The 11,807-nt window shown below is 62.8% G+C and carries 13 protein-coding genes and 1 tRNA gene; 2 read left to right on the top strand and 12 right to left on the bottom strand.

Annotated elements, in window-relative coordinates; translation table 11 throughout:
- Positions 1–5 precede the first annotated feature (5 nt).
- From AWY79_RS08470 to AWY79_RS08435, 8 genes are all read right to left on the bottom strand, one after another.
- Positions 6–314, bottom strand: a complete 309-nt coding sequence (locus AWY79_RS08470) for a MerR family transcriptional regulator (protein WP_066802478.1) — start codon at positions 312–314, stop codon at positions 6–8.
- Positions 315–435: 121 nt separating this feature from the next.
- Positions 436–2,850: a phenylalanine--tRNA ligase subunit beta gene (gene pheT, locus AWY79_RS08465; protein WP_066802475.1), complete on the bottom strand. Its 2,415-nt coding sequence runs from the start codon at positions 2,848–2,850 to the stop codon at positions 436–438.
- Between the two features lie 234 nt (positions 2,851–3,084).
- On the bottom strand, positions 3,085–4,137 hold the full coding sequence (gene pheS / locus AWY79_RS08460) for a phenylalanine--tRNA ligase subunit alpha (RefSeq protein WP_066802473.1): 1,053 nt from the start codon (positions 4,135–4,137) through the stop codon (positions 3,085–3,087).
- Between the two features lie 3 nt (positions 4,138–4,140).
- Entirely contained in the window at positions 4,141–4,494 is a 354-nt protein-coding gene (gene rplT / locus AWY79_RS08455) for a 50S ribosomal protein L20 (RefSeq protein WP_066802471.1), read from the bottom strand.
- A 180-nt stretch (positions 4,495–4,674) separates the two neighbouring features.
- Positions 4,675–4,872, bottom strand: coding sequence for a 50S ribosomal protein L35 (rpmI, locus tag AWY79_RS08450; RefSeq protein ID WP_066802469.1), 198 nt, complete (start codon positions 4,870–4,872; stop codon positions 4,675–4,677).
- Between the two features lie 40 nt (positions 4,873–4,912).
- Positions 4,913–5,443, bottom strand: a complete 531-nt coding sequence (gene infC, locus AWY79_RS08445) for a translation initiation factor IF-3 (protein WP_078063714.1) — start codon at positions 5,441–5,443, stop codon at positions 4,913–4,915.
- Between the two features lies 1 nt (position 5,444).
- The gene (thrS, locus tag AWY79_RS08440) at positions 5,445–7,382 is read right to left on the bottom strand and encodes a threonine--tRNA ligase (protein WP_066802467.1); all 1,938 of its coding nucleotides are present in this window, start codon (positions 7,380–7,382) and stop codon (positions 5,445–5,447) included.
- 229 nt (positions 7,383–7,611) lie between these two features.
- Positions 7,612–7,686: transfer RNA gene (locus AWY79_RS08435), tRNA-Val, on the bottom strand.
- Between the two features lie 153 nt (positions 7,687–7,839).
- On the opposite strand from AWY79_RS08435, the gene AWY79_RS08430 reads away from it, so the two are divergent.
- Positions 7,840–8,565: an NYN domain-containing protein gene (locus AWY79_RS08430; protein ID WP_066802465.1), complete on the top strand. Its 726-nt coding sequence runs from the start codon at positions 7,840–7,842 to the stop codon at positions 8,563–8,565.
- A 23-nt stretch (positions 8,566–8,588) separates the two neighbouring features.
- Positions 8,589–8,990, top strand: a complete 402-nt coding sequence (locus AWY79_RS08425) for a VOC family protein (RefSeq protein ID WP_066802463.1) — start codon at positions 8,589–8,591, stop codon at positions 8,988–8,990.
- Positions 8,991–9,057: 67 nt separating this feature from the next.
- Here AWY79_RS08425 and AWY79_RS08420 read toward each other — a convergent pair whose 3' ends face one another.
- From AWY79_RS08420 to AWY79_RS08405, 4 genes are all read right to left on the bottom strand, one after another.
- Positions 9,058–9,747 (bottom strand): DVU0298 family protein, encoded by a 690-nt coding sequence (locus tag AWY79_RS08420; protein WP_066802461.1) that lies wholly within the window; start codon positions 9,745–9,747, stop codon positions 9,058–9,060.
- 87 nt (positions 9,748–9,834) lie between these two features.
- A complete protein-coding gene (locus AWY79_RS08415) occupies positions 9,835–10,461 on the bottom strand; it encodes a tetratricopeptide repeat protein (RefSeq protein ID WP_066802460.1) in 627 nt (208 codons plus the stop codon).
- Positions 10,462–10,476: 15 nt separating this feature from the next.
- Positions 10,477–10,842, bottom strand: a complete 366-nt coding sequence (locus tag AWY79_RS08410) for a hypothetical protein (RefSeq protein WP_066802458.1) — start codon at positions 10,840–10,842, stop codon at positions 10,477–10,479.
- 1 nt (position 10,843) lies between these two features.
- Positions 10,844–11,653, bottom strand: a complete 810-nt coding sequence (locus AWY79_RS08405) for a YkgJ family cysteine cluster protein (protein ID WP_066802457.1) — start codon at positions 11,651–11,653, stop codon at positions 10,844–10,846.
- Positions 11,654–11,807: the final 154 nt, after the last annotated feature.

The following is an 11,807-nucleotide window of genomic DNA, read 5'->3' as shown; positions in this document are numbered from 1 at the left end:
TGCGGCTATCGTTGCAACAGTTCCCGAATGGCCAGCAGCTCGTCGCGGACCTCCAGGAGCAGCCCGCTGTTCTCGCGGCTGCGGAGCTTGCGCTTGGCCCCGTCGATGGTCAGCCCCTCGTCGTAGAGGAGCCGCTTGATTTCGCGGATGATCTCCAGGTGCTCCTCGGTGTACAGCCGCTGCCCGCTCTCGGTGCGGATGGGGTCGATCTCGTCGAACTCACCTTCCCAGAAGCGGAGGACATAGGTCTTGACCCCTATCTCCTTGGCGGCCTGGCCGATCTTGTAGCGTTTGAAATCCTGCAAATCTTCCATCCCTCATGCTTATCAAATAGGTGCCCGGCATTCAACAGATTCCCCGTTTTCACGCCCGGGAATGCAAAAAGGCCCCGCTCCATCCGGAACGGGGCCTTGCTTTCACGGTCAGCCGCTCTTTCTAGAAACGGATGGGCAGGTTCTTTTCCAGGGCGTCCAGGATGCGCTTGTGCTCCTTGTCCACCTGCTTGTCCTTGAGGGTCTTGGTCGGGGACCGGTAGGTCAGGCGGAAGGAGAGATTGCGCTCCTCTTCCCTGCCCTCGGGCTGGACCTCGGGCACGAACTCGGCCACCAGGCTCACGGACTCCAGGATATCCACGCCCGCGGCCAGGATGGTCTCCCGGATGGCGTCGGCGTGCAGGGTCATGGGGCCGATGACGGTCACGTCGCGGCGGCTGGGCGGGAAGACCGGCAGCCGCTTGAAGTCGATGCGGTGCGCATCGACCATCCCGCGCAGGGTGTCGAGATCGAAGTCGCCCACCCACACGTCCTTGCGGGCGTGGTAGTAGTCGGCGATCTCCTCTTTCACCTGGCCGATGAAGCCCACGTCCTCGCCGGACACGGCCACCCTGACGCACGGCTCCAGGTAGGGGTGCGGCTCGGCCGCCACGGTGAACACCGGGGCTTCGAGCTTGAGGGTGTCTGCGACCAGGTGCTCGACGTGGCCCTTGATGTCCAGGTAGTCCACGTCGCCGCCGGGCCAGGGCCATTCGGCGGCGTGGCGCGGGCCGTAGAGCAGCAACCCCAGCCGGGTGCGCTCGTTGGTCTCGGTCTCCGAGCTCTCGTCGCGCACGAACCGCTTGGCCACCTCGAAGAGGCGGATGTGGCCGTTGCCCTTGGAAAGGTTGTTCTTCAGCGTGTTCAGCAGGCCGGGGGCCAGCTCGGTGCGCATGACGTTCTGGTCTTCGGACAGCGGGTTGGCGATGAACACCCTCCCCTCGTCCGGCAGGTTCAGCCGGTCCAGGTCGTCGGAGCCGACGAAGCTGTAGTTGATCGCCTCGTTGAGGCCCACGCCGCGGCCCCAGCCCTTGATGCGCTTGTTGAAATCGTACACCGGGGTGGTCGCCCCGCTGTCCAGGGACTTGGCCACGCGGGGCAGCACCGCCGGGATGCGGTCCAGGCCGTAGACGCGGCCCACTTCCTCGTAGAGGTCCACCTCGCGCTCCAGGTCCAACCGGTGGGACGGGGAGGCCACGGTCCAGTTGGCCGGGTCGGAGTCGTCCACCACGCACCCTTCAAGGGTGAAGACCTTCTTGGCGAAGCCGGGCTCCAGGTCCAGGCCGAGCAGGGACATGCAGCGGGCGTGGCGGTAGCCGTGCGTCCGGTCCTGCCACGGCTTGGGCTCGGCAGAGGCCACGCCGGCGAGCACGGAGCCGCCGGAGGTTTCGGCCATGAGCTGGGCCGCGCGGTCCTGGGCGAAGCGGGTCATGACCTGATCCACGCCGCGCTCGAAGCGGTAGGATGCCTCGGAGGGCAGGGCCAGCCGCCGGGCGGTCTTGCGCACGGTGCCGGGGCGGAACACCGCCGCCTCCAGCAGAACGTTGCTGGAACCCTCGCCCATCTCGGAGTTCAGGCCGCCCATGACGCCCGCCAGGGCGACGGGCTTGACGCCGTCCCAGATGAGCAGGTCGTTGGCGGTCAAGGTCCGTTCCACGTTGTCCAGGGTGGTGAATTTCATGCCGTCCGTGGCCGGGGCCACGCGGATGGTCGCCTTCTCGATCAGGTCGAGGTCGAAGGAGTGCAGGGGCTGGCCCAGCTCGAACATGATGAAGTTGGTCACGTCCACGATGTTGGAGATGGGACGCTGGCCCAGGGCGAGCAGCTTGAAGCGCATCCAGTCCGGCGCCTTGCCGAGGGTCACGCCCTTGATGATCCGGGCGTGGTACGCGGGGCAGAGCTCGGGGTCGTCGATGACGATCTTCATCTCGTCGGCGGCGTTCCCGCCCGCCTCCACCAGGTTCAGCTTCGGCAGGGTCAGGGGCAGGTCGAAGGCCAGCGCGGTCTCGCGGGCAAAGCCCAGGATGGACAGGCAGTCGGCGCGGTTGGGGGTGATGTCGAAGTCGAAGACCACCCGCTCCAGGTTGAGCGCGTCCACGAGCTTGTCGCCCACCTTCAGGGAATCGTCCAGGACCCAGATGCCCTCGTGGTCCTCGGAGAAGCCCAGCTCGCGCTCGGAACAGATCATGCCCATGGAGGGCACGCCGCGCAGCTTGGCCTTCTTGATCTTCAGGCCGCCGGGCAGGGTCGTGCCCACGGTGGCCACCGGAACCTTCTGGCCCTTGGCCACGTTGGGTGCGCCGCAGACGATGGTCAGGGTCTCGGGACCGCCCACGTCCACGGTGCAGATGGAGAGATGATCGGATTCCGGGTGCGTCTCGCGCTCGACCACGTACCCGACCACGATGTCCTGGACCTCTTCAAAGGGATCGGTGATCCCGTCCAGCTCAAGGCCGAGCATGGTCAGCTTGTCGCCAAGGACCTGGATGTCCCCCTCATAGGGAACGAATTCACGCAACCAATTCAAGCTCACTAACATGGAAATGCCTCCGGCGGCCGGGGTAAGGGGAGAGGGGAACCCTATGCAAAGGGTTCCCCTCTCCCCTTACCCCGGACCCCCATCCCCTCTCCCCTCCTAAACTCTGTATGAGCGCTTTGCGCAAGTCGCGGAGAGACGGGAAAGTTGTCTTCGTAAGGTGAAGAACTCCGGGGAGTTCGATATGTCAAAGGGGCGCGCGGAGAGGCTCGTGCCTCCCGCGCGCCGCCGCAAAATCTAGGCGAACTGTTCCAGGAAACGGACGTCGTTCTCGAAGAACATGCGCAGGTCGTCGATGCCGTACTTGAGCATGGCCATGCGCTCGATGCCGACGCCGAAGGCGAAGCCCGTGTAGACTTCCGGGTCGTAGCCCACCTGCTTGAACACGTTGGGATCGATCATACCGCAGCCCAGGATCTCGACCCAGCCGGTCCCCTTGCAGACGCGGCACGGCTTGCCGTCGGCCTCGCCCTTGCCCCCGCACATCACGCAGGAGATGTCCACCTCGGCGGACGGCTCGGTGAACGGGAAGAAGCTCGGCCGGAACCGGACCTCGGTGCTGGGACCGAAGACCTGGCGCACGAACACGGTCAGGGTGCCGCGCAGGTCGCCCATGGACACGTTCTTGTCGACCAGCAGCCCCTCGATCTGGTGGAACATGGGGGTGTGGGTCAGGTCGGAGTCGCGGCGGTAGACCTTGCCCGGCGCGATGACCGCCAGCGGCGGCTTGTTCTGGAGCATGGACCGGATCTGCATGCCCGAGGTGTGGGTCCGCAGCACGATGTTGTCCGAGACGTACAGGGTGTCCTGCATGTCGCGGGCCGGGTGGTCCGGCGGCATGTTCAGCGCCTCGAAGTTGTGCCAGTCGTTCTCCACTTCCGGCCCGGCGGCGTGCTCGAAACCGAGGCCGACCAGGATGGACGTGACCTCGTCCATGACCAGGGTCACCGGATGCAGGGAACCGGCCCACGGCCTGCGTCCCGGCATGGAGGGATCGAAGCGCGACAGGGCCTCGCCGTGTTCGGCGGCGAGCAGCTCGGCCTCCCACGAGTCGATCAGGCCGGTGACGGTCTGCTTGACCTCGTTGGCCTTCTTGCCCGCGGCGGGCTTGTCGGAGTTGTCCAGGGCGCCGAGGCGGCCCATGATCTGTGCAAGCTTGCCCTTGCGGCCCAGGAACTCGATGCGGAGTTCCTCCAGTTCCTTTAACGAACAAGCCTGGCCCTTGCGCGAAGCGCAATCCAGGGCCAGGCTGTCGAGTCCTTCCAGGAAGGACTTCAATTCACTACTCACTCTTTAGCTCACTTTGGCCTTGGCTGCCTCTGCGATCTTGGCGAACACCTGAGGATCACGCACGGCCATGTCGGCCAGGACCTTGCGGTTCAGGTCGATGCCGGCCTTCTTCAGGCCATTCATCAGGCGGCTGTAGGACATGCCGTTGATGCGGGCGGCAGCGTTGATGCGCATGATCCACAGCTTGCGGAACTCGCGCTTCTTGCGCTTGCGGTCCTTGAAGGCATGGCACAGGGCCTTTTCAACGCGCTCGCGAGCGGTGCGGTACAGGCGGGAACCGGCGCCGCGGTAACCCTTGGCCATCTTCAGATATTTATTGTGACGCCGCTTGGCGGCAACACCACGCTTTACTCTCATGGTAAAACCTCCATCTCTTACCTCCCGGGCCGGACGGACTCCCCCGACGAGGTGGATTGCTTTAAAGGTTGATGACGATAACGGGCCATCACGTCTGAGCCGAACCGGAGCCACGTGCGAGCGAGGGCCATTCCCCCGCTCTCCTTACGACGCGCCCGGCAGGCGTATTCAGGCGGATTGCTAGCCGTTGGGCAACTGACGGCGGACAGCCTTCATGTTGGTGGAGTCCACGGTGGTGGACTGCCCCAGGCGACGCTTTCTCTTGGCATTCTTCTTGGTCAGAATGTGCCGGAGATTCTTGCGGCGGCGCTTGAACTTGCCGGATGCGGTCTGCGAAAACCGCTTGGCGGCTGCACGGCGGGTTTTGATCTTGGGCATAGTATCCTCCTAAAAAGGGAACGAGGTCCCTTGTGAGTCTCTATTTTTTCACGGGAGCAAGCATCATTGTCATGGTCCGTCCTTCGGCAACGGGCCTGCTCTCGACTTTGGCCATATCCTGAGTATCCTCCACGACCCTCTCGAGCATCAGCAGCCCGCGGTCCTTGTGGACGATTTCCCGTCCCCGGAAGAAGATGGTCACCTTGCAGCGGTCCCCACCTTCCAGGAACTTTACAATTTGTTTGAGCTTGGTTTGGTAATCGTGCTCGTCGGTCTTGGGCCGGAATTTGACTTCCTTGATCTTGATTACGGTCTGCTTCTTCTTCGCTTCCTGCAGCTTCTTCTGCTGCTGGTACTTGAATTTGCCGTAATCCATGATCTTGCAGACGGGCGGGTCGGCGTTGGGCGCGACCTCCACAAGATCAAGCCCTTTTTCCCGAGCGCGCTCAAGCGCGTCCCTGGTTGCCAGAACACCCAGCTGCTCGCCGTCTTCATCCACGACCCGCACCTTGGGGATGCGGATTCTTTCGTTCCGCCGGACCAGGTCTTCCCTCTTCTGGTCCCGGCGCATGTTACCCCGAAAAGCTATAGCTCATTCCTCCTGCTTTGAAGGGCGCCGTTGCAGCCTCTTTGATCAGCCGCGCAGCTTCCTCCAGTGTCACCATCCCGGGGTCTTCTCCGTCTCGTGAACGAATATTGACGCACCCGGCCTCAACCTCTTTGTCACCGATTACCAACATATACGGGATTTTCTCAACTTGAGCTTCCCGAATCTTGTATCCGAGCTTCTCGTTGCGGGAATCCGATTCTACCCGGATGCCCTGCGAAACAAGGAAGGCCTCGGCTTTCTTCATAAAATCAGCCTGCGCGTCGGTCACGTTCAGGAGACGCGCCTGGACGGGGGCAAGCCAGACAGGATACGCACCTGCACAGTGCTCCGTCAAGACGCCGATGAAGCGTTCGATGGAGCCGAGCATGGCGCGATGGATCATCACGGGCCGGTGCCTCTCACCGTCCTCGCCGACATATACTATGTCAAACCGCTCTGGCAAGGTGAAATCCACCTGAATCGTACCGCATTGCCAGGATCTTCCGATGGAATCGCGGAGGTGGAAATCGATCTTCGGGCCGTAAAACGCGCCGTCGCCTTCGTTGATGGCGTACGGCATGCCCGACTTGTCGAGGGCCTGGCGCAGCCCTTCGGTGGCCAGCTCCCAGTCGGCGTCGGAACCGATGGACTTCTCCGGCCGGGTGGACAGCTCCACGTCGAATTCGTAGTCGAACAGGGCGTAGATGTCCTGGTAGAATTTGATCAGATCGAGGATCTCGCTCTCCACCTGGTCAGGACGGCAGATGAGGTGCGCGTCGTCCTGGGTGAAGGTGCGCACGCGCATCAGCCCGTGGAGCACGCCGGATTTCTCGTGGCGGTGGACCACGCCCAGCTCGAAGTAGCGCTGGGGCAGGTCGCGGTAGCTCATGATCTTTCTCTTATAGATGATCATGTGCGACAGGCAGTTCATGGGCTTGATGCCGTAGGCCTGTTCGTCGATCTCCGTGAAGTACATGTTCTCACGGTAGTTGTCGTAGTGGCCGGACTTCTCCCACAGCTCGCGCTTGAGAATGATCGGGCCCTGGACCAGCTGGTAGCCGCGCTTGAGGTGCTCCTTGCGCTCGAAGTCCTCGAGGATGGCGCGCAGGAGCATGCCGCGCGGATGCCACAGGGACATGCCCGGGCCGATCTCCTCGCTGAAGGAGAAGAGGTCCAGCTGCTTGCCCAGCTTGCGGTGGTCGCGCTTCTTGGCCTCCTCCAGCCGGGTGAGGTGCTTCTTGAGCGCCTTGGGGTCCTGCCAGGCGGTGCCGTAGATGCGCTGCAACTGCTTGTTCTTCTCGTCGCCGCGCCAGTATGCGCCGGCCACGGAGAGCAGCTTGAACGCCTTGATCTGGCCTGTGCGCGCCACGTGCGGGCCGCGGCACAGGTCGGCGAAGTCGCCGTGGGTGTAGATGGAAAATTCGTCGCCGCCCAGGTCGTCCATGATCTCGGGCTTGTAGGTCTCGCCCATGGACTCGAAGAGCTGCTTGGCCTCACCCTTGGTCATGACCGTGCGCTTGAACTCCTTGTCCGAACCGACCGAGGAGAGCATCTCCTTCTCGATGGCTTCGAGATCTTCGGGAGTGAAGGGGCGCTCGTAGTCGAAATCGTAGTAGAACCCGTCGGTGATGGCCGGGCCGATGGTCACCTTGGCGGAGGGGAACAGCTTCTTCACGGCCTCGGCCATGAGGTGGGCGGCGGAGTGGCGGATGACGTGGAGCCCTTCCTCGCTGTCGGCGAAGACGGGCCCGATGGTAGTGCAGGTCTCGGCGATGGGAGTGGAGAGGTCCACGACGGTCTCGCCGCAGCGGGCGGCGACAACGTTCTTGAACTGCTTCTTGGACAGCCCTTCCTTGAGGGCGTCGGCGCACACCGCGCCGCTGGCCACTTCAACCTGTTTGCCGGAGACATCAATCTGCACGTCATCTCTCCTTTGCCCGGGATGCTGCCGGGACATTGTGGCGGGCTTTCCGGCCGCGCCGTAAAAAACCTCAACTTCGAACCGCCTGCACGGCCCGAAAACAACTCCGTCCTAAGTAGGAACGGAACCCGGAACCGTCAATGGGTGCTTGCGCGCTGACCGGCGGTTTCGCGAAGCTTCGACCAAAAAATGAAAGGGAGGCCACTAGGCCTCCCTTCCGGGGATGTTCTGGTAGGCGCGGAGGGATTTGAACCCACGACCCTTTGCACGTCAAGCAAATGCTCTCCCCCTGAGCTACGCGCCTTCTCGTCGAAGCGGAGTGAATAACTATATGGAGGCCGGTCGGTTGTCAAGCACGAGTTTCGATTTTTTTCACTTTTTGACGTCCCCTGCCCCAAGAACGTTGCGCCGCCTCGATACACCGCATAGGATATCGAAAAAATGAAAGGAAGCTTCAATGCCCAACACGCTCCCCGAACAGCAGATCGCGCTCTTCATCGATGCCGACAACGCCCCTGCCAAGGCCATAGAATTCATCCTGACCGACCTTGCCAAATACGGCTCCCTGGCCATCCGCCGGGCCTACGGCAACTGGAAGAACGAATGCCTCAAGGGTTGGGAGGAATGTCTCTTCGACAAGGCCATCCAGCCCATCCAGCAATTCGACATGACCAAGGGCAAGAACGCCACGGACATGGCCATGACCATCGACGCCATGGACATTCTCTACCAGAAGAACATCGGCGTCTTCGGCCTGGTCTCCTCGGACTGCGATTTCGCGCCCCTTGCCACCCGGCTGCGCGCCGAGGGCAAGACCGTGGTCGGCTACGGCGCCCGCCGCACGCCAGAGGCGTTCACCAACGCCTGCACCATGTTCTCCTACATAGACGAGGAACCCACGGACAAACCGGAAAAACCCAACAGACCCGTCGACGGCAACAGCCTCAAGGGCGACGCCCGGCTCATGAACCTCCTGCGCAGCGCCATCGATGCGTACGCCGAGGACGACGGCTGGGCGAACATGTCCCAAATCGGCCAGCATATCCGAAACCAATCCTCCTTCGACCCCAGGAACTACGGCTACAAGGGGCTCGGCAACCTGCTTGAGGCCATCGACCTGTTCGAAGTGAAGCCCATTGGAAACGGCCACAAGATCGTCCGCGACAAGAAGCGAAAGAAATGACCACGACAAACATAGGAGCGACCATGCTGCCGATAGACGTTTCCCCCACCGTGACCGTGGACGACCTGGGTCCGGCCCGCGAATTCTACACCACCCACCTGCAGGGACGCCTGGTCTTCGACTGCGGCTGGTACATCGGCCTGGAGTTCGGCAAGGGCGGCCCGACCATGCACTTCATGCAGCGCCGGACCCCGGACGAACCCGTGTACCAGGGAGGGTTGACCTGCAACCTCAGGCTCGAAAACGCGGCCAAAGTCGAGGCGGCCCACCAGCGCGTCGCCGAGGCGGGCCTGCCCCTGCTCATGCCCCTTGAGGACCACCCCTGGGGCGACCGCGGCTTCTGCACCCTCGACCCCTACGGCGTGGCCCTCTACGTCTACGTGGACATCGAGCCGATCGAGGAGTTCAAGCAGTACTTTCTGTAGTCCAGAAAGGCCGCAAACAACAAAGCCGCCCTCCCGGGCGGCTTTTTCATTGGCGTCGTTGCGTCGGCTATTCCAGCGCGGCCAGGGCCTCGCGGGCCATTTCGCCCACCGTGGTGTCCACCAGTTCGCGGTGGAGATAGGTGCGGATTTCGGCGGGGTCGTCCGTGAGGGCCTGGAGCCGGTCGCGGGCGGCGGCCGCCCTGAGCAGGCCGAGCACGCGGGCGGCGTAGGCGCGGTTGTAGGCGTCGGGGTCGTCCAGGCCGATGAGCAGGAACCGCTCCGAGGGGGCCACCAGTTCGGGCCGGGACTCGGCCAACCGGGCCAACCCCCAGTAGACGTCGCGGCGCAGCTCCGGGTGGTCCAGGAAGTTGCCGTCGCACTCCTCGTCGCAGAAGATGTAGGAGGCCAGGATCTTGTGGAACTCCTTGGCGATCCGTTCGCTGTGAACCATGGCCTCGGCCATGAAGTTGGGGATGGACCAGCCCAGGTTGCCGGACTCCTCGTTCATGTACCACATGAGGGTGCGCATGAGCACGCGGGCGCGCTCCATGGATGCCTCGGCCAGCCGCCCGGCGGTCAGGCCGAAGGCCGTGACCGAACGCCAGCGGACCGCCTCGCTGCGGTCCAGGCGGAGGTTCAGGAGCGGCGGCACCAGCTCGCCGGGCGCGTACTCGTCCAGCTCGGCCAGCCGGTCCTGCCAGTCATCCCCGCCCAGGAGGTCGCGGAGGCTCTTCTTCACGCTGCGGAATCGGGACATGGGTTCCTCCAATACGAAAAAAGGGGCCGCCCTCAGGCAGCCCCCTTAATATAATCATCTTTCCGTAAGGAGCAACAGGAACGGTTCTTATTTCCCGCCCTGGGCCTGGACCTCGGCCTTGAACTCCTCGGGAACCTCGAAGCCGGACTCCTCGGCCTTGGCGATGCAGGTCGCGGCCTCGGCCCAGTTCTCGCGGCGGGCCTCGATGATCGCCTTGTTGTTCCAGGCGGGGCCGAAATGGGTGTGTTTCTCCAGCAGCCCCTTGAGCAGCTGGTCAGCGTCCTCGTATTCGCCCATGGCGATGAGCACGGAGGACATGGTGGCCTGGGCCTGGGCGAAGTCGGGGTCGAGCTTCAGGGCCTTCTTGAGGGTCTGGTGCGCCTTGTCCAGGTCGCCCTTCTGCATGTAGATGAACCCGATGTTGCCCCAGGGCACGGAGAAGAACGGGCGCTGCTGGGTGGCCTGGATGTTGTAGCTCAGGCAGGAGTCCAGGTCGCCGCGCTGCAAGGCGATGCCGCCCAGCTGCACATAGCCCTCGGCCATGCGCGGGGAATGGGCCACGGCGTCGAGAAACTCGCGCTCGGCCTCCATGAAGTCGCGCCGGGAGAGGTAGGCCACGCCCAGATTGTAGTGGGTGTTGCCGCAGGTCGGGTTGTCGCGCAGCTTGGCCTTGAGATCGGCAATGTAGTCATCGATATTGTCGAAATGTTCCATGTACTTATCCTTGCTTTACGGCTTGACGCCGTGTTTCTTGCAGTGCTCTTCGTACCAGAGGCAGAAATCGTAGATGGGCCGAACCTTCTCGAAGTTCATGACCAGCATGACGTTGAATTCGTTGATCTGGTCGATGTATTCCTGGTTGGCGTGCTTGCCCGTCTGCATGATGAACAGCTGGGTCAGCTGCGACTGGGTCAGCCCGGTCTTCTCCACGCGGATGTCGATGGGATCAAAGGGCGCGGCGAACGGGTCCCAGTTCTCGTAGCCCACGCGGTCCACGAACTTGCGCCGCCGGGGCGACATCTTGTCGTACATGTGCCGCTTGCGGGCCTCGATCTCGTGATCGGGCATTTCCTCGTAGTTGACGGTCTTGGTCATGTTACTCTTCCCCGCCGCCCAGGACGATGGATTCGCCGCAGCTCTTGCACGCGGACTCGGACTTCTCGGAGCAGGACTTGCACGCCTCGGACTGGGGAGCCGTGGCAAAGGTCTCCTCGAACGCCTTCTTCTTGGCCTCGGGCGGGTTGAGCACGGACTTGACCTCGCCCACGCCCAGATAGCCCTCGTCGTAGTCGGTGACGATGGCCATGGAGACCGGCAGCAGCATGTCGCCCAGCTCCTTGAACCGGGAGCCGATGCCCTTCTGCAGCTCCTTGCCGATGCCGAGCAGCCGGTCGAGGATGATGTCCATGTTCACGGTGGGGTATTTTTCGCCGCCCTTGAAGCCCGCCTTGTTGCAGGTGTGGGCTTCGCCGCCGATGGAGGTGGGCACGCCGTAGAGGCGGCAGGTGATGGGCCGGTTCTCGTAGATGGAGCAGAGATCGTCGTCGCCGAGCATGGGACAGCGCACCCGCGCCCTGGCCACTTCCATCAGGATCTCGTTGACCGGGCGCCCTTCCTGGCTGGCCTTGTAGACCTTGCGCTTGAGCTTGTGGATGAGGCGGTCGGCCTTGTCGGCCCGGGCGAGAATCTCGGAACGCTCCAGGCCGGAAAATTTCTCGTTGAACTTGGCGTTGAGGTACATGCCCTCGACCAGGGTGACGTCAAAAAGGGCGTAGCAGCAGTCGCTGCATCCCTTGCCGCACTTCACCAGGTCCGGCATCTCGGTCTCGAACTTCTTGAAGACGGCGTCGACTTCGGCCACGATGGCTTCGTATTTTTGGAAATACTCGGTAAAATCAAGGGCCATTGTATCTGCTCCTGGTCAGGTCCGGCAAAGTCGCCGACGATAAGGTGGTGTCTGCCGGACCATGTAAGTCGTGATTCGGTGCCGTCAACCTGCTTGCCGCAAAAAAGGGAAGGTTCCGGAGCGGATAAAAAAAAACGCCTCCGGGCGACGGCTC

It is taken from the genome of Pseudodesulfovibrio indicus (assembly GCF_001563225.1).
Lineage (GTDB): Bacteria > Desulfobacterota > Desulfovibrionia > Desulfovibrionales > Desulfovibrionaceae > Pseudodesulfovibrio > Pseudodesulfovibrio indicus.
This window is presented reverse-complemented; position numbering and strand designations above follow the sequence as displayed.